This window comes from Streptomyces sp. NPDC056231, from assembly GCF_048270745.1.
Taxonomy (GTDB): Bacteria; Actinomycetota; Actinomycetes; order Streptomycetales; family Streptomycetaceae; genus Streptomyces.
Window position 1 is genome coordinate 1 of record NZ_JBLVKW010000002.1, and the last position, 16,771, is coordinate 16,771.

Here is a 16,771-nt window from a genome sequence, read left to right on the forward strand (position 1 = left end):
GTTGATAGGCCAGATGTGGAAGCCCGGTAACGGGTGGAGCTGACTGGTACTAATAGGCCGAGGGCTTGTCCTCAGTTGCTCGCGTCCACTGTGTTAGTTCTGAAATAACGAACGGCCGTGTTGTTGTCCGGTGTTGGTTAATTTCATAGTGTTTCGGTGGTCATTGCGTTAGGGAAACGCCCGGTTACATTCCGAACCCGGAAGCTAAGCCTTTCAGCGCCGATGGTACTGCAGGGGGGACCCTGTGGGAGAGTAGGACGCCGCCGAACAATTATTCCGGGAAAGCCCCGTGCCCTTGTGGCACGGGGCTTTTCTGCGTTCTGAGCGTCTAGGCTCGAACCATGCGCTACGAACTGGTCATCTTCGACAACGATGGTGTGCTCGTCGACAGTGAGCCGATCTCCAACGCCATCCTCTCCGGCTACCTGACCGAGCTCGGTCACCCCACCTCGTACGAGGAATCACTCCATGACTACATGGGGTCCGCCGTGCACCGGGTGCACGACCTCGTCGAGCAAAGGACCGGGGAGAAGCTGCCCGCGGACTTCGACGAGACGCTCCACTCCCGGATCTTCGCCGCGTTCCAGGAGGAGCTGGAACCGGTCGAAGGAATCGACGACGTGCTGGGAAAGCTGGTCGCCGACGGCGTGCCGTACTGCGTCGCCTCCTCCGGGAGCCACGAACGGATCCGGGTCGGGCACCGCAAGACCGGGCTCGACCAGTGGTTCGAGGAGGAGTGGATCTTCAGCGCGGAGGACGTCGGTCACGGGAAGCCGGCACCCGATCTGTTCCTTCTCGCCGCTGAACGGATGGGCGTTCCGCCCGAGAGGTGTGTCGTCATCGAGGACAGCCCGCTCGGGGTGGAGGCGGCCCGGGCCGCGGGGATGGATGTGTACGGGTTCACGTCGATGATGCCGGCCGACCGGCTCGCCGGAGTGACCGGGCACTTCTCCGACATGGCCCAACTGCGGGAACTGCTCGCCTGATCCATCTACCCATGGGTAGGCCAGAGCCCTACGCTGCCGCCATGACGGATGCGCGGCTGCGGCACGGTAGGGCTTCCTTGGCGTTGAGCTTCTTCGTGCAAGGGGTCACCTTTGCCCTGCTCGTGACGCGTATTCCTGCCATTCAGGACCGGTACGGGATATCCGACGGGCTGCTGCCCGTGTTCCTTGCCGCCGTGCCGATCCTGGCCGGTATGGGCAGTGTGATCACCGAGAAGGTGGTCGCGCGGGTACGGCCACGGGTCGTACTGAGGTGGGCTCAGCCCGTGGTGCTGCTGGCGCTGCTCGGTGTCGGGGCCGGCAGCGAGCTGTGGCAGGCAGCCGTCGCGCTCGGGGTGTTCGGACTGTCCGTCGGGGCGCTCGACGCCTCCATGAACATGATGGGAGTCAGCCTTCAGCGGGCGTACGGGCGCAGCATCATGCTCGGGTTCCACGCCGCATACAGCCTGGGCGGGATCGCCGGGGCGTCGATGGCGTGGGCCGGGGCGCACTGGGATCTCACGCTGCTGGTGTCGTACCTTCCCGCGGTCGTTCTGCTGCTGCCTGCCGCGTTCATCGGGAGCCGGTGGTACGTCGAGGGGAAGGCTGAGGGCGACGGGCAGGGGGCAGAGCGTCAGGGTGGCTCCGTCTCGTTCAAGCTGCTGATGCCGCTCTGCCTGGTGATGAGCTTCGCGTACATCGGGGACTCGACGGTCTCCAACTGGAGTGCGAAGTATCTGCAGGACGTGCTGGGGAGTTCCGAGCAGCTGTCGACCGTTCCGTACAACGTCTACATGGTGACGACGCTCCTGGGGCGGGCCGTGGGGGACTTCGGGGTGCGACGGTTCGGGGCTGTGGCTGTCGTGCGGTTCGGGAGTGTGCTGGCCGCGGCCGGGTTCGCGGTGGTGGCGGTGGCTTCCGGGGCGTGGATCGGGATGCTCGGGTTCACCATGCTGGGGCTCGGGCTCTGTGTGATCGTTCCGCAGACGTTCGCGGCCGCCGGGCGGATGTTCCCCGGGGCGAGCGACACGGCGATCGCCCGGCTGAATGTCTTCAACTACGTGGGGTTCCTGGTGGGGTCGCCTCTGGTGGGTGCGCTCGGGGACGCGTGGAGCTACCGGGGCGCGATGCTTGTCCCGATGGCGCTGGTGCTCGCGACGCTCGCGTACGCCAAGTCGTTCGGTTCGGAGTCTGCCCGATACGGTGGCGGGCATGAGCGGCCGCGCACAGTTGATGTGGGATGACGCAGTAACGGGATACGACTTCGGGGACAGTCATCCGATGGACCCCGTCAGGCTTGCCCTGACGATGGGGCTGGTGCGGGCGTTCGGTCTCGACAACGCGGTGGATGTGGTGGCCGCCAAGCCGGCCGGGGAATCCACGCTGCGGCTCGTGCACCGTGAGGACTACGTGGCGGCCGTGCGGGCGGCCTCCGCGGATCCCCGGGCGGCCGACCAGAACTACGGGCTCGGGACGGTGGACGATCCGGCGTTCGTGGGGATGCACGAGGTGTCGGCGCTGATCGCCGGGCAGTCGGTGGCCGCCGCCGAGGCGGTGTGGCGCGGGGACACCGCGCATGCGGTGAACTTCGCAGGCGGGCTGCACCATGCGATGCCGGGCGCTGCGGAAGGGTTCTGCATCTACAACGACCCGGCGCTGGCCATTGCCCGGCTGCTGGAGCTGGGTGCGGAGCGGGTCGCGTACATCGACGTGGACGTCCACCACGGTGACGGGGTGCAGGCCGTGTTCTGGGAGGACCCGCGGGTTCTGACCGTGTCGCTGCACGAACATCCGCGGACGCTCTTCCCGCAGACCGGCTGGCCGGAGGAGACCGGTTCCGGTGCGGGGGAGGGGGCCGCAGTGAATGTGGCACTGCCCGCCGGTACGGGGGACGCGGGGTGGCTGCGGGCCTTCCACGCGGTGGTGCCGGAACTGATCGCGGACTTCCGGCCGCAGGTGCTGGTGACCCAGCACGGGGCCGATACGCACTTCGAGGATCCGCTCGCGCATCTGGCGGTGTCGCTGGACGCGCAGCGGGCGGTCATGGAGTCGTGCCATGAGCTCGCCCACGCGCACACGGAGGGCGGGCGGTGGGTGGCGCTCGGCGGGGGCGGGTATGCGGTCGTCGATGTGGTGCCGAGATCCTGGACCCATCTGGTGGGGATCGCCGCGCATGCGCCGGTGGACCCCGAGGCGGTGATTCCTTCCTCGTGGCAGGACGAGGTCTATGCCCGGACCCGGCAGCTGGGACCGGGCCGGATGACCGACGGACGTATGCCGTCGTGGCAGCCGTGGGAGGCGGGGTACGACCCGGCGGACCGGCTGGATCAGGCGGTGCGGGCGACCAGGCGGGCGGCGTTCCCGTTGCGCGGGCTGCTGGCCTGAGGCAGGTGGGAGCGGTCCGGTTCGGCCGTTTCCGCGCGGCGAGGGGGCGGGGTTACGCCAACTGTGGGGCCGGACCTCTCTTTTGGCCCTCCGTCCGGGTGATTGAGGCAGCATCGGCAGGGTGTTGAGCACCGGAGCGCTGCGCGCGCATCTGCTGTCGGCCCGGCTGGCCGGGCCCGTGGCCACCTCGCGGGAGGTGAGTCTGCGGAGCTATCGGCTGTTCGCGGCCAGGGATCCGCGGGTGATGCTCGGGCTCGACCCCGCATGGGGGTGGGAGGCGCCCGATCTGCTTCGACTGATGGCCGACAAGTGCGGGGTTTCGAACGATCCCGCTCACGTTGCGGGTCCTGATGTGATCGATCCGGAGCGGACGTTGGCCGGTCTGGACGCGTTTGCCCAGCGGTTGTCGAGCGCGGCGGTCCGGCGGGCGCCGGTGCTGTTCGGGACCGGTCATCCGCACCGGTTGCTCGGGTTCTACGTCGCGCTGGCAGACGCCATGTCGGCGGCGGGGTGCGCCGTACTCACCCCAGCGCAGGGCAGATGTATCGACATAACGACCCGGTTCGGCGTACGCACGTACAAGCTCGACTACGTACGGGGAGTTGCCATGGTGCGCGAACCCGGCGTGCGGCCCCACGGTGGTGAGCCGGGCGCACATACCCACTCGCCGCTGCCGGTCCGGGTCGCGCTGGAGGCGGCGGTGATGGTCCACGGACGGCTTCCGGAGCTGGTTGTCGGAGACCACGGCTGGGTCTGCGGTGCAGGTCAGTTGGGCATTGAGGCAATCGGTCTGGCGGACACGGACGATCCCGCGCTGTTCGTCGGGGAGGCCGAGGGGCGGGTCTCGGTCGCCGTTCCGCTCGACGACGCCGTGCCGTCCGCTTATTACCGTCCGCTTACTCGCTATGTACTCAATCGGGCATGTCTGTCACAGTAGGCGGCCGATGGTCCCTCCTCTTCCCCACTCGCATCACCCGCCCCTAATCTGGGGAGTGAGCGCACAACGACGAAGAGTCACCGGAGGGGAAGCCGGTGCGCGTCTCGTGCGGAAGGTACAGGTGGGTCATGGCTGGTGCTGGCAGCGAGAGGCCTCTCAACGAGGTCAAGTTTCTGACCGTGGCGGAAGTCGCCTCGGTCATGCGCGTGTCGAAGATGACCGTGTACCGCTTGGTGCACAGTGGTCATCTGCCGGCGATCCGGGTGGGCAGGTCCTTCCGGGTCCCGGAGCAAGCGGTTCACGAGTATCTCCGCGAGTCCTTTGTGGGGGTGGAGTCCGCCTGACGGTCACCTCGGATTACGCCCCTCGCGCGGTGGCGGGTAGGCTAGGCCGACGTAGGTCGTGTGGGCCCAGACGCCCCGCACCAGTGAAGAGAAGTGAGCGAGGGTAGTCGTGGGCTCTGTTATCAAGAAGCGGCGCAAGCGGATGGCCAAGAAGAAGCACCGCAAGCTGCTCAAGCGCACGCGCGTTCAGCGTCGCAACAAGAAGTAAGCGAACGCAGTTCGTGAATCCGCAGCCCTCCCGCCGAAACGGCGGGAGGGCTGCGGTGCGTTTGCGGGAGGGTGTCTCCGCGGGCGTGTGTGGGCCTTGTGATGCACATTCGGGCCAAAGACTCGGCAGAAGGCCGCCGCGCAGTCATCCCAGGGCAACATCCACCCGCTACGGTGACGGCCAGGGGAAACTTCTTCGACGGAAGGCGCTGATCTTGGGGAAGGTCGTGCTCGTCACAGGAGCGGCCCGGCAACTGGGTGGCCGATTCGTGCGGCGCATCCAGCGTGATCCGGACGTGGACCGGGTGATCGCCGTGGACGCAGTCGCGCCGTCACAGCAGTTGGGTGACGCCGACTTCGTACGTGTGGACATCCGCCAGCCCGCGATTGCCAGAGTCCTGGCCGCGCACGCCGTCGACACGGTCGTGCATCTGGACGTCAGCGGCAAGACGCTCGGCGCGGGCGGCCGGACCACCATCAAGGAGACCAACGTCATCGGCACCATGCAGTTGCTCGGTGTCTGCCAGAAGTCGCCGACGGTCCGGCGGTTGGTGATCAAGTCCAGCACGAGTGTGTACGGCTCCGCGCCGCGCGATCCGGCGGTCTTCACCGAGACCACCCCGCCCAAGTCCCTGCCGAGCGGGGGCTTCGCGAAGGACGCGGTGGAGGTCGAGGGATACGTACGGGGCTTCGCACGCCGCCGGCCCGACGTGGCCGTGTGCGTGCTGCGGTTCGCGAACATCCTGGGGCCGGACGCGGACTCGCCGCTCGCCGACTATCTGGCACTGCCCGTGCTTCCGACGGTGTTCGGGTACGACCCACGGCTCCAGTTCGTCCACGAGGACGATGTCATCGACGTACTGAGGATCGCCTCGTACGAGCCGCGGCGCGGGACGCTGAACAGTGGCACGTTCAATATCGCCGGCGACGGGGTGCTGTTGCTCTCGCAGTGCGCGCGGCGGCTCGGGAGGCCGACGATGCCGGTGCCCCTGCCCGCCGTCACCTGGGTGGGCCAGGCGCTCCGCACGATCGGCATGACGGACTTCTCGCCGGAGCAGATCCGGCTGCTCACTCATGGCAGGGTGGTCTCCACCGTCCAGATGCGCGAGACGCTTGGCTTCCACCCGCGATTCACCACCGCGGAGACGTTCGCCGCGTTTGTGCGCGGCGTGGGTCCCGGACTGCTGCCGCCCGAGACGGTGGGCAGGGCCGTCGACCGGCTGGCGGCGCTGCCGTTCGCCGGTGGGACCGGCGAGGTTCCGGTGAGCACCGGGGCAGGCGACACACAACCGACTCCCGGCGCCAGGTAGAGGAGCGCACCGACGATGGCGGATGCCAAGGTCATTCCGTTCGATGACGACCGTTCACGGTCGGGTGGCGCGCAGCGGTCCGCCCGCCGGAGGGCGGCGGGACCCGCGGTGGGCACCGCGGCCCTCAGCGCCCTGCCGGGGCAGCAGGACGCCATGCAGGCCCAGAAGGCGGTGCAGGGGGTGGAGGGTGCGCAGGCTCAAGAAGGGGCTCGGCGCGGCGGCTGGGACCGGCGGATCGCGGGTGGGCTCGCGTTTCTGCGGCGGCGGGTCACCGGTGAGTACGAGGTCGACGAGTTCGGGTACGACAAGGAACTCACCGATCAGGTTCTGATGTCGGTGCTGAGACCGATGTACGAGAAGTACTTCCGGGTCGAGGTGAAGGGCATTGAGAACATCCCGTCGGACGGCGGGGCGCTGATCGTGGCCAACCACTCGGGGACGTTGCCGCTGGACGGGCTGATGCTTCAGGTCGCCGTGCACGACACCCATCCGGCCGGCCGGCATCTACGGCTGCTCGCCGCGGACCTGGTGTTCATGATGCCGGTGGTGAACGAACTGGCCAGGAAGGCCGGGCACACGCTGGCCTGCGCGGAGGATGCGGAGCGGCTGCTGAGGCAGGGCGAGGTCGTCGGCGTGATGCCCGAGGGCTTCAAGGGCATCGGCAAGCCGTTCGGCGATCGGTACAAGCTGCAGCGGTTCGGGCGGGGCGGTTTCGTGTCGACGGCGCTGCGGGCCGGGGTGCCGATCGTGCCGTGCTCGATCGTGGGGGCGGAGGAGATCTACCCGATGATCGGCAACGCGAAGACGCTGGCGCGGGTGCTGGGGATTCCGTACTTCCCGATCACACCCACGTTTCCCTGGTTGGGACCATTGGGCGCGGTTCCGCTGCCGACGAAGTGGACGATTCAGTTCGGGGAGCCGATTTCTACGGATGGGTATCCGGTGGAGGCGGCGGAGGATCCGATGCTGATGTTCAACTTGACGGACCAGGTGCGGGAACAGATTCAGCACACGCTGTACAAGTTGTTGGTCGAGCGGCGGTCGGTGTTCTTCTGACGGTGCGTGCGGTGTGTGCCCGGAGCGTCCGGCCGCCGGTTTGTCCTCAATCGTCGGACGGGCTTGATGTACCGGCGATCGAGGACGCTTGGGGCCAGGGGTCTCCCCCTAAGGGCTGTCCCGTAATCCCTGGCGGGCACGCGACGACAGCTGCGGCACCTCGCTGCGTTGTCGGAGCGCCCGCATACGCCCAGTATGAGGACGCCCCTCCGCCTTGCGATGCACCACATGACGCCGCGCGCTGATCCACCAGGGATTACGGGACAGCCCTTAGGGCGTGTTTCGAAAGTGGCGTCGTCCGCCCGTAACCCGGCAGACGGGACTTTCGAAACACGCCCTGGTGCCCCTCCCGGGGCAAACATTGCCGGTCACGGCATTAGTTGTCTTCGCTCTCACTGTTGATTCCCAGGCCTGGGAGCAGCCCGGGGAGCAGCGGGGGCAGTGTGATGTCCGGGGTGGGTGAGGTGGATCCCCTGCCCGTTGTGGACGGGGTGGCGCCCGGTGACGGGGGGTCCAGGAGGCCGTCCGTGCCGCCCGCGATCAGGCCGTCGGCGGGAGTGGAGGCCGAACCGGACGGGTCCGGGGTGCCGGTGTCGCCCCGTCGGCCCTGTGAGGATTCGGGGGACGAGGGTGCCGGGCTGTCCGTGACGGACGGGTCGTCGGATTGCTGCGACGACCCGGACTGTTCCGAGTCGGTGTTCCGGTCCGGGGTGCGGGGCAGCAGAGACTGCAGTGGTGCGACCTCTTCGTCTATGGCCTCGAAGACCGAGCTGACCTCGTCCCCGACGTCCGTCAGCTGGACCGGAAGCCGGTCGCGCAGGTTGCTCCAGCTCCCGCGGTGGTTGCGGGAGAAGGAATCCAGGGTCTGGATCGGGCCGAGTGCTCCATCGCGCTGGTACGCGGCGTGGAGCAGGCGGTGGCCCTCGGTGGCGTCGTGCGTCATGCCGTTCAGCGTGCGCCTGATCTCGCCCAGTGATTCGTGGTCCAGATCGCCCGCGCGGTCGCGTTCCATGAGCCTGCGGGCCTCGCTCAGCCGCGTCGATGCCTGGTCGAGGTAGACCTCGCCGCGGTCGGTATCGCCGTTGGTCATACCGAGGTGGATGTCCTCCATGCCGCGCTTCAGCCCGTACAGCGAATCACCCGGAAGGGCGTCGGAACTGGCAGCGGCTACTCCGCCGAAGGCTCCCGCGGCGACGCCGACGGTGAGCCCGCCGGCGGCGAGCCCCTTCGTCCAGCGGGAGCGGGGGCGCAATTTTTGGAGCGGGGAGGCCCGGTGGGCCCCCTTGCTCCGCTGTTCGGGCACCGTAGGGCCCGTGGACGCGCCGCCCTCGGCAAACATGGCCTCCATGGCTGCCACGAGCCGCGCTCGCTGCACCACTTTGACCTCGGGATCCAACTCCGGCCTCGGCAGCTCACCGAGGCCGTTCGCCAGGGCCAACAGCGTTCCGTGGTCGGCCGGTTCGGCCGGTTCCTCGGGCTGTACGGCCGCCGCACCCTGGAGCTCCTGCTCCTCCAGAGCCTGGGCGAAGGCGTTCGCCCGCCGGTGTGTCGAAACGTTTGCGATCACTGGCGGCACCTCCTCTCGTCATGACGGTCGACTCCCCTGGGGGTCCGGAAGGTTGCACACCTTGAGCGCTTCCACACGAATGAGTGAGTGTAGGCGGACATGGAGTGACGACAGGGGGCCTGCAACCGGCACAACGAGTGGCGCGGCACTTGGGTTACGCACGAAAGATGATCGGACCAGTGCGTGATCGCGGAGTCGCCGACGGTGTTCTCAGCGGGCATCGTCCGGCAGCAGTCGGGCGAGGGTGCGGACGGCGCGGTACTGCAAAGTCTTGATCGCGCCCTCGTTCTTGCCCATCACGCGGGCCGTCTCGGCGACCGAGAGGCCCTGCAGGAAGCGCAGCGTCACACATTCCTGCTGCTGGGGGTTGAGTCGGCGCACGGCTTGCAGCAGTGCGGCGTTGGAGAGGGACTCCAGGACGGAGTCCTCGGGGCTGCGCTCGACCTCGTTGGCGTCGAGCATTTCACCGGTCGTCACTTCCAGCCGGAACCGGCTGGACTTGAAGTGGTCGGCGACCAGGTTGCGGGCGATCGTGACGAGCCAGGCGCCGAAGTCGCGGCCCTGCCAGGTGAAGGTCGAGATGCGGCGCAGGGCGCGCAGGAAGGTCTCACTGGTGAGATCCTCAGCCGTCGCCTTGCCGCCCACCCGGTAGTAGATGTATCGATAGACGGTGTCGCTGTACTGGTCGTAGAGACGGCCGAAGGCGTCAGCCTCACCGGCCTGTGCGCGCTCGACGAGATCCATCATGCGCGCGCTGTCGCTGTCGGCGGTCGGCCGACGAACGGTGGACGTGGTCGTTGCGCCGCGGTTGCTGCGTCTTCCGACCGCCGCACCGCGTTCGGCCAGGGCATAGCAAGGGCCGACAGGTGCAGGGGTGGCAAAGGCGGGTACGGCGTACGCGGTGGGGACGAAGCCGCGCAAGCGGTCGACGACCGTTGCGCGCAGCGTAGCCAGGCCCGAGGCGTCAACCCCGACGTGTGGGTACACGGGACTCCCAGAGGCAGAGCTTCCATCACGTGCAGTGCGAAACCGTCACTCGTCGTAGTGAGTGGGTGTTCCGGAATGCGTCTGAGGAGAATAACGCTTCGTACAGGCAGCGCTACACCCAGTTGCTCAAATCACCGATTCCGTCGCTTCTGTAGCGACTTTGAGGCGCATCAAGTAGCACATCGTGACCAGATATTGATCGGAATACTTCGTGATCTGGCTGGGGCCGCGACGGGTTGTGGTCGGGTGCGCGCAATCCGACTGGCGGGAGCGGTCGGTGGGTAAGGGGTCCCGTTTGGCGGCGCGGTCGGGCGTGGCCCGGCCCCCCGAGGCGGGGCCGGGCCACGTGGTCGGTGCGTCCGGGGGTCAGCGGCGGCGGCGGTGCAGAGCGACCGCGGCCGCGGTGCCGCCCGCGAGGGCACCGACACCGGCGGCGGCCGGGATGCCGACCTTGGCCGCCTTGCGGCCCGTGCGGTAGTCGCGCAGTCGCCAGTCCAGGGCCCGGGCGTGCTTACGGAGCTTGGTGTCCGGGTTGATCGCGTACGGGTGTCCGACCAGGGACAGCATCGGGATGTCGTTGTGCGAGTCGCTGTACGCCGCGCAACGCGCCAGGTCGAGGCCCTCGGCGGCGGCCAGGGCGCGGACCGCCTCGGCCTTCGCGGGCCCGTGCAGCGGTTCACCGACCAGGCGGCCGGTGTAGACGCCGTCGACGGACTCGGCGACCGTGCCGAGCGCGCCGGTCAGACCGAGGCGGCGGGCGATGATCGTGGCCGTCTCCACCGGGGCGGCCGTGACCAGCCAGACCTTCTGCCCGGCGTCGAGGTGGGCCTGGGCGAGGGCGCGGGTGCCGGGCCAGATGCGGTCGGCCATGTACTCGTCGTAGATCTCCTCGCCGATGGACATCAGCTCGGAGACCCGGTGGCCCTTGACGATGGACAGGGCGCTGTCCCGGGCGTCCTGCATGTGTTCCGGGTCCTCGACGCCGGCCAGCCTGAACCAGGCCTGCTGCCAGGCGAACCGGGTCAGCTCGCGGCGCTGGAAGAACTTGCGTTTGTACAGGCCGCGGCCGAAGTGGAAGATCGCCGCGCCCTGCATGACGGTGTTGTCCAGGTCGAAGAAGGCGGCGGCCCGTTCGTCGCCGACGACCGGGAAGGCCGGTTCCGGCTCCTCGGTCGTGACGGGGACCGTGCCGGCGGATCGTCCGGCGGGGAGTGACGACTTCCGCGCTGCCTCGGCTGCTGCCTCGCCTGCCAGCACGCTCAGTGCTGTCGCGGAACGCCTACGGGGTGTGAGCCATCCAAGAGCGGCCATGTCGTGAGCATAGCCAGTCCGTTCGGCCTTTCCCGACGTGCTGGGATGCGGTGGCGTGAACTCTCGCGGACCGAATTGTTAAGCGGGCGATTCCGGACGTAACGCATCGGCGCCCGACGGGCTCCGGAAACGGCTGGCCGGCGGCGCAGAATAAAGGCATGAGTGCCTTGCTGCGTCGTACGAAGAAGAAGCCCGCGGACCGTGTCGTGACCCTGGTCGGGAAGCCCGGTTGTCACCTCTGTGACGACGCTCGGCTCGTGGTGAGGGAGATCTGCGAGGAGACCGGCGCGTCCTGGGAGGAGAAGGACATCGCCCAGGACGAGGAGCTGCACCGGGAGTACTGGGAGCAGATTCCGGTCGTCCTCATTGATAACGAACAGCACACGTTCTGGCGGGTGGACCCGGCGAGGCTGCGCAGGGCGCTGCTTTCCTGAGTGAAACCCGGTTACCATCATGGGCGTTTTGGGTGATCTCGGGGGTGTCGTTGTGAGGAGTGTGTACCGTCTTGCCCCCTTCGGGCCTGCAACGGGCTGATGCGATCCATGGTTCCGGGATCGCACGACGAATGTGCGTGACCCCGGTCACTTTGACCGGACAAAACGGACACTATCTTTGTGCACACGTTCACAAAGACATAGCCTGCATTCGACGGGGCGGTCTTGGAACATACGGCCGCCTGCAGCCCCGCTCATCCCGCAGGAGCACCGTGGCAACTGGCCGAACTCACCGACCGGCGACCCGTAGCCGAGGAATTCCCGAGGCCACCGTCGCCCGGCTTCCGCTGTATCTCCGCGCACTGACCGCGCTCTCCGAGCGCTCGGTCCCCACGGTCTCGTCCGAGGAACTCGCCGCGGCGGCGGGGGTCAACTCCGCCAAGCTGCGCAAGGACTTCAGCTACCTCGGGTCGTACGGGACGCGTGGCGTCGGCTACGACGTCGAGTATCTCGTCTACCAGATCTCCCGCGAACTCGGGCTCACCCAGGACTGGCCGGTCGTCATCGTCGGTATCGGTAACCTCGGCGCCGCGCTCGCCAACTACGGCGGCTTCGCCTCCCGTGGTTTCCGGGTCGCCGCGCTGATCGACGCCGACCCCGCGATGGCCGGTACGCCCGTCGCCGGGATCCCCGTCCAGCACGCCGACGAGCTGGAGAACATCGTCAGGGACAACGGCGTGTCGATCGGTGTCATCTCGACCCCCGCCGGTGCCGCACAGCAGGTCTGCGACCGGCTCGTCGCCGCGGGCGTGACCTCCATCCTGAACTTCGCGCCGACGGTGCTCTCCGTGCCCGACGGTGTCGACGTCCGCAAGGTCGACCTCTCGATCGAGCTCCAGATCCTCGCCTTCCACGAGCAGCGGAAGGCGGTCGATGAAGCCCCAGGCGGGAGCGGTGTCGACCCGGCCGCGCCGCCCGTGCGTGCCGCCACGGACAGCAGCCGGAAGGGACCCGACGGGGACGTTCCCGCCGTGATGCCGGCATGAGTCTTCTTGTCGTCGGACTGAGTCACCGCAGCGCTCCCGTCTCCGTACTGGAGCGGGCCTCGCTGGCTGCCGGGACGCAGGCGAAGCTGCTGCAGGACGTCCTTGCCGCGGAGCCCGCGGCCGAGGCCGCCGTGCTGGCCACCTGCAACCGCATCGAGCTGTACGCCGACGTGGACAAGTTCCACGCCGGTGTCGCCGAGCTGTCCACGCTCCTCGCCCAGCACAGCGGGGTCGGGCTGGACGAGCTCACTCCGTATCTCTATGTGCACTACGAGGACCGGGCCGTCCACCACCTCTTCTCGGTGGCGTGCGGGCTGGACTCGATGGTCGTCGGCGAGGGCCAGATCCTCGGCCAGATCAAGGACGCGCTCGCGCTGGGGCAGGAGCTCCACACCGCCGGCCGGCTGCTGAACGACCTGTTCCAGCAGGCCCTGCGGGTCGGTAAGCGTGCCCACAGCGAGACCGGGATCGACCGGGCCGGGCAGTCGCTCGTCACCTTCGGTCTGCAGCAGCTCGCCGACGGCGCCGATGTCGCCGTCTGGGCGAAGGGCAAGCGCGCCCTGGTGATCGGCGCCGGTTCGATGTCCTCGCTGGCTGCCGCCACGCTGGCCCGTACCGGTGTCGCCGAGATCGTCGTCGCCAACCGGACCCGGGCCCGCGCCGACCGGCTCGTCGAGATCCTTCAGCAGCCCGGTGGAACGGGAGTGACTGCCCGCGCCGTGGAGATGGCCGCGGTCTCCGACGAACTGACACGTGCCGATGTCGTCGTCTCCTGCACCGGTGCGACCGGTCTCGTGCTGACTGCCGAAGCCGTCGCCGGAGCGCTCGGGCTGCCCTTCGATGCGGCCGTCACCGTGCCCCCGGCGCCCGCCGTGCCCGCCGCCGACCTGGACCAGCACGCCGCGTGGGTGGAGAACGGCTCCGCCACCACGACCGCGCAGGTACAGGCCGTCCGCCGGGCCACCGTGCCCGCGCAGTCCCCGTCCGCCGGACCGGTCAGGCTCGCCCTGCTCGACCTCGCGATGCCGCGCGACATCGACGGCGCCTCGACGCGCCTCGACGGTGTGCGCCTCGTCGACATCGAGTCGCTCGCCGAGGCATCCGCGGACGCTCCGATGGCCGCCGATGTGGACCAGGTGCGCACCATCGTCGCCGACGAGGTCGCCGCGTTCGGTGCCGCCCAGCGCGCCGCCCACATCACACCGACCGTCGTCGCCCTGCGCACGATGGCCGCCGATGTGGTGGCCGGCGAGATCGCACGGCTCGACGGACGCCTCCCCGACCTGGACGAGAAGCAGCGCGCCGAGATCACGCAGACCGTGCGCCGCGTCGTCGACAAGCTCCTGCACGCGCCCACCGTGCGGGTCAAGCAGCTCGCCAGCGAGCCCGGCGGCGCCGGGTACGCCGATGCGCTGCGGGAACTCTTCGACCTCGACCCGCAGACGGTCGCCGCCGTCTCCCGGGCAGACCTGAACGACCCGAATAGAGGGCGGTCATGACCGACAACTCATCCCAGCGCGTGCAGACCGACGTGCCGCTCCGGCTGGGCACCCGGCGCAGCAAACTCGCCATGGCGCAGTCCGGCCTCGTCGCCGACGCGGTCAGTGAGGTGACCGGGCGCGCCGTCGAGCTCGTCGAGATCACCACGTACGGAGATGTCTCCCGCGAGCACCTCGCGCAGATCGGCGGCACCGGTGTGTTCGTCGCGGCGCTGCGCGAGGCGCTGCTGCGCGGCGAGGTGGACTTCGCCGTGCACTCGCTGAAGGACCTGCCGACCGCACAGCCCGAGGGCCTCGTCCTCGCCGCCGTGCCGGTGCGCGAGGACCCGCGCGACGCGCTGGTGGCGAGGGACGGGCTGACCTTCGAGCAGCTGCCGTCCGGTGCCCGCGTCGGCACCGGTTCGCCGCGCCGCATGGCGCAGCTCAACGCGTACGCCCGCAGCCACGGCCTCGACATCGAGACCGTGCCGATCCGTGGCAACGTCGATACGCGTATCGGATTTGTACGAAGCGGTGAACTGGACGCGGTGGTTCTCGCCGCGGCCGGGCTCAGCCGCCTCGGCCGGACCGGTGAGGTGACCGAATTCCTGTCGGTCGACACCGTTCTGCCCGCTCCCGGCCAGGGAGCACTGGCGATCGAATGCGCTGCAACCAGCGCGGACCTCGCCGCAGCACTCGCCGAGCTCGACGACCCGTACACCCGGGCCGCCGTGACCGCCGAGCGCGCCCTGCTCGCCGCCCTGGAGGCCGGCTGCTCCGCACCTGTGGGTGCACTGGCCGACCTCCTGGTCGACGGACAGGTTGTCAACGAACTGCGCCTGCGCGGTGTCGTCGGTTCCACCGACGGTTCCTCGCTCGTACAGATGTCCACCACCGGTCCCGTCCCCACGTCGCCCGACGACGCGGCGGCCCTCGGTCGCGAGCTCGCGACCGAGATGCTTGCCAAGGGTGCGGCCGGTCTTATGGGGGAGCGAGCACTTTGAGCCCCACCGGCCCCGCCGCATCCGACTTTCCGGTCCTGTCCGCAGGGCACGTCACCTTTCTCGGCGCCGGTCCCGGCGATCCGGGACTGCTGACTCTGCGCGCTGTCGAGGCGCTCGCGAGCGCGGACGTCCTTGTCGCCGAGCCGGACGTTCTCGGCGTCGTCCGCGGCCATGCGCGGGCAGGCGTCAGCACGCCCGAGCTGGCTGTTGTTGACGTGGCGTCAACAGCCGCCGGGGTGCCCGTTCTCAGGGACGCGGCCAATCTTGTCATGGAGGCCGCGAAGGGCGGCAGGCGGGTCGTCCGTGCTGTCTCAGGGGACCCGGGCCTGGACGGGAACGCAGGCGCGGAGATGCTCGCCTGTGCTGCCGCCGGCATTCCCTTCGAGGTCGTGCCGGGTGTCGCGAACGCCGTGGGCGTGCCCGCGTACGCCGGCGTGCCGCTGCGTGATACGCAGGGCGCCGACGTCCGGTTCGTCGATGCCCGGACCGCCTCGGACCGCTGCTGGACCGAGGTCGGCGCGAGCGATGCCACGGCGGTCGTCTCGACGACGCTGGACTCGGTCGCGGCCGCCGCGGGCGAGCTGGTCTCTGCGGGCCGCAAGCCCGACACCCCGCTGACCGTGACGGTCGCCGGCACGACGACGCGCCAGCGCACCTGGACGGCGACCCTCGGGACCATCGCCCAGGTCCTGAAGCAGGCGAAGGTGCTGCCGTCGCCGGACGGGCACCAGCCGGTCATAGCCGTGGTCGGTGAGTGCAGCTCCGCCGCCCAGCGCGACCAGCTCTCGTGGTTCGAGTCCAAGCCGCTCTTCGGCTGGAACGTGCTCGTGCCGCGGACGAAGGAGCAGGCGGCGTCGCTCTCCGACCAGCTGCGTTCGTACGGTGCCGTGCCGCACGAGGTGCCGACGATCGCCGTCGAGCCGCCGCGTACGCCCCAGCAGATGGAGCGCGCGGTCAAGGGCCTTGTCACGGGCCGCTACGAGTGGATCGCCTTCACCAGTGTCAACGCGGTCAAGGCGGTCCGGGAGAAGTTCGAGGAGTACGGGCTCGACGCCCGTGCCTTCGCCGGGATCAAGGTTGCCGCGGTCGGCGAACAGACCGCCGCCGCACTGATCGATTTCGGTGTGAAGCCGGACCTGGTGCCGTCCGGTGAGCAGTCCGCCGCCGGTCTGCTGGAGGACTGGCCGCCGTACGACCCGGTCTTCGACCCGATCGACCGCGTCTTCCTGCCGCGCGCCGACATCGCCACGGAGACGCTCGTCGCCGGCCTCATCGACCTGGGCTGGGAGGTCGACGACGTCACCGCGTACCGCACGGTCCGCGCTTCGCCGCCGCCGTCCGACACCCGTGAGGCGATCAAGGGCGGCGGGTTCGACGCGGTGCTCTTCACCTCGTCGTCGACCGTCCGGAACCTGGTCGGTATCGCCGGCAAGCCGCACAACGTGACGGTCATCGCGTGTATCGGCCCCGCCACGGCGAAGACCGCGGAGGAGCACGGCCTGCGGGTCGACGTGCTCTCCCCGGAGCCGTCGGTGCACAAGCTGGCCGAGGCGCTCGCCGAGTTCGGTGCGCAGCGCCGGGAGGCGGCGAAGGAGGCCGGTGACCCGGTGACGCGTCCGAGCGAGCGGCGTCCAGGTGCGCGCAGGCGTCGTACGACTACCTGACCGGCCGGGTCGGAAGTGTTCAGGGGTCCGGTTGCTTCGGCAGCCGGGCCCCTGCCCG

Annotated in this window: 16 protein-coding genes and 2 rRNA genes; 15 read left to right on the plus strand and 3 right to left on the minus strand. The window is 69.1% G+C overall.

The annotated features are described in order from the left end of the window. The 10 genes from ACNPQM_RS01900 to ACNPQM_RS01945 all read left to right on the plus strand — a co-directional run. Nucleotides 1-73: ribosomal RNA gene (locus ACNPQM_RS01900) — 23S ribosomal RNA — on the plus strand; the annotation flags it as partial. Between the two features lie 79 nt (nt 74-152). Then, nucleotides 153-269, plus strand: a 5S ribosomal RNA gene (gene rrf, locus ACNPQM_RS01905). 72 nt (nt 270-341) lie between these two features. After that, nucleotides 342-986 carry an HAD family hydrolase gene (locus ACNPQM_RS01910; protein ID WP_358858416.1) on the plus strand — a complete coding sequence of 215 codons (645 nt, stop codon included), beginning with the start codon at nt 342-344 and terminating at the stop codon, nt 984-986. A gap of 41 nt (nt 987-1,027) precedes the next feature. Then, a complete protein-coding gene (locus ACNPQM_RS01915; protein ID WP_418082599.1) occupies nt 1,028-2,227 on the plus strand; it encodes an MFS transporter in 1,200 nt (399 codons plus the stop codon). Beyond that, a complete protein-coding gene (locus ACNPQM_RS01920; RefSeq protein ID WP_418082601.1) occupies nt 2,196-3,368 on the plus strand; it encodes an acetoin utilization protein AcuC in 1,173 nt (390 codons plus the stop codon). The genes ACNPQM_RS01915 and ACNPQM_RS01920 overlap by 32 nt, the downstream gene beginning before the upstream one ends. Before the next feature lie 121 nt (nt 3,369-3,489). Continuing rightward, on the plus strand, nt 3,490-4,305 hold the full coding sequence (locus ACNPQM_RS01925) for a phosphatase (RefSeq protein WP_358858413.1): 816 nt from the start codon (nt 3,490-3,492) through the stop codon (nt 4,303-4,305). Between the two features lie 128 nt (nt 4,306-4,433). Beyond that, nucleotides 4,434-4,649 (plus strand): helix-turn-helix domain-containing protein, encoded by a 216-nt coding sequence (locus ACNPQM_RS01930; RefSeq protein ID WP_266984444.1) that lies wholly within the window; start codon nt 4,434-4,436, stop codon nt 4,647-4,649. A gap of 109 nt (nt 4,650-4,758) precedes the next feature. Then, on the plus strand, nt 4,759-4,857 hold the full coding sequence (locus ACNPQM_RS01935; RefSeq protein ID WP_003948845.1) for a 30S ribosomal protein bS22: 99 nt from the start codon (nt 4,759-4,761) through the stop codon (nt 4,855-4,857). A 214-nt stretch (nt 4,858-5,071) separates the two neighbouring features. Then, entirely contained in the window at nt 5,072-6,166 is a 1,095-nt protein-coding gene (locus ACNPQM_RS01940) for an NAD-dependent epimerase/dehydratase family protein (protein WP_418082602.1), read from the plus strand. Nucleotides 6,167-6,181: 15 nt separating this feature from the next. Next, nucleotides 6,182-7,222 (plus strand): lysophospholipid acyltransferase family protein, encoded by a 1,041-nt coding sequence (locus ACNPQM_RS01945; protein WP_418082603.1) that lies wholly within the window; start codon nt 6,182-6,184, stop codon nt 7,220-7,222. A 376-nt stretch (nt 7,223-7,598) separates the two neighbouring features. Here ACNPQM_RS01945 and ACNPQM_RS01950 read toward each other — a convergent pair whose 3' ends face one another. From ACNPQM_RS01950 to ACNPQM_RS01960, 3 genes are all read right to left on the minus strand, one after another. Next, nucleotides 7,599-8,789 carry a DUF5667 domain-containing protein gene (locus ACNPQM_RS01950; protein WP_358858410.1) on the minus strand — a complete coding sequence of 397 codons (1,191 nt, stop codon included), beginning with the start codon at nt 8,787-8,789 and terminating at the stop codon, nt 7,599-7,601. 210 nt (nt 8,790-8,999) lie between these two features. Beyond that, nucleotides 9,000-9,776 carry an ECF subfamily RNA polymerase sigma factor, BldN family gene (locus ACNPQM_RS01955; RefSeq protein WP_418082604.1) on the minus strand — a complete coding sequence of 259 codons (777 nt, stop codon included), beginning with the start codon at nt 9,774-9,776 and terminating at the stop codon, nt 9,000-9,002. A 366-nt stretch (nt 9,777-10,142) separates the two neighbouring features. Continuing rightward, entirely contained in the window at nt 10,143-11,087 is a 945-nt protein-coding gene (locus tag ACNPQM_RS01960; RefSeq protein ID WP_418082606.1) for an HAD family hydrolase, read from the minus strand. A gap of 158 nt (nt 11,088-11,245) precedes the next feature. Between ACNPQM_RS01960 and ACNPQM_RS01965 the strand changes: the two genes are divergently transcribed. The 5 genes from ACNPQM_RS01965 to ACNPQM_RS01985 all read left to right on the plus strand — a co-directional run bounded on the left by ACNPQM_RS01965 (nt 11,246) and on the right by ACNPQM_RS01985 (nt 16,713). Beyond that, entirely contained in the window at nt 11,246-11,521 is a 276-nt protein-coding gene (locus ACNPQM_RS01965; RefSeq protein ID WP_418082607.1) for a glutaredoxin family protein, read from the plus strand. Nucleotides 11,522-11,793: 272 nt separating this feature from the next. Then, nucleotides 11,794-12,567 carry a redox-sensing transcriptional repressor Rex gene (locus ACNPQM_RS01970; RefSeq protein WP_358858407.1) on the plus strand — a complete coding sequence of 258 codons (774 nt, stop codon included), beginning with the start codon at nt 11,794-11,796 and terminating at the stop codon, nt 12,565-12,567. Beyond that, nucleotides 12,564-14,066, plus strand: coding sequence for a glutamyl-tRNA reductase (locus ACNPQM_RS01975; protein WP_358858406.1), 1,503 nt, complete (start codon nt 12,564-12,566; stop codon nt 14,064-14,066). Before ACNPQM_RS01970 ends, ACNPQM_RS01975 begins: the two co-directional genes overlap by 4 nt. Beyond that, nucleotides 14,063-15,049: a hydroxymethylbilane synthase gene (gene hemC, locus ACNPQM_RS01980; RefSeq protein ID WP_358858405.1), complete on the plus strand. Its 987-nt coding sequence runs from the start codon at nt 14,063-14,065 to the stop codon at nt 15,047-15,049. Before ACNPQM_RS01975 ends, hemC begins: the two co-directional genes overlap by 4 nt. Then, nucleotides 15,046-16,713: a uroporphyrinogen-III synthase gene (locus ACNPQM_RS01985; RefSeq protein WP_418082609.1), complete on the plus strand. Its 1,668-nt coding sequence runs from the start codon at nt 15,046-15,048 to the stop codon at nt 16,711-16,713. The genes hemC and ACNPQM_RS01985 overlap by 4 nt, the downstream gene beginning before the upstream one ends. Nucleotides 16,714-16,771 lie beyond the last annotated feature (58 nt).

What these genes read in the sequence shown, in the direction of transcription:
- ACNPQM_RS01910 (WP_358858416.1), top strand. Translation starts at nt 342, where the DNA reads ATGCGCTACGAACTGGTCATCTTCGACAACGATGGTGTGCTCGTCGAC.
- ACNPQM_RS01915 (WP_418082599.1), top strand. Translation starts at nt 1,028, where the DNA reads ATGACGGATGCGCGGCTGCGGCACGGTAGGGCTTCCTTGGCGTTGAGC.
- ACNPQM_RS01920 (WP_418082601.1), top strand. Translation starts at nt 2,196, where the DNA reads ATGAGCGGCCGCGCACAGTTGATGTGGGATGACGCAGTAACGGGATAC.
- ACNPQM_RS01930 (WP_266984444.1), top strand. Translation starts at nt 4,434, where the DNA reads ATGGCTGGTGCTGGCAGCGAGAGGCCTCTCAACGAGGTCAAGTTTCTG.
- ACNPQM_RS01945 (WP_418082603.1), top strand. Translation starts at nt 6,182, where the DNA reads ATGGCGGATGCCAAGGTCATTCCGTTCGATGACGACCGTTCACGGTCG.
- ACNPQM_RS01960 (WP_418082606.1), bottom strand. Translation starts at nt 11,087, where the DNA reads ATGGCCGCTCTTGGATGGCTCACACCCCGTAGGCGTTCCGCGACAGCA.
- ACNPQM_RS01965 (WP_418082607.1), top strand. Translation starts at nt 11,246, where the DNA reads ATGAGTGCCTTGCTGCGTCGTACGAAGAAGAAGCCCGCGGACCGTGTC.
- ACNPQM_RS01975 (WP_358858406.1), top strand. Translation starts at nt 12,564, where the DNA reads ATGAGTCTTCTTGTCGTCGGACTGAGTCACCGCAGCGCTCCCGTCTCC.
- hemC (WP_358858405.1), top strand. Translation starts at nt 14,063, where the DNA reads ATGACCGACAACTCATCCCAGCGCGTGCAGACCGACGTGCCGCTCCGG.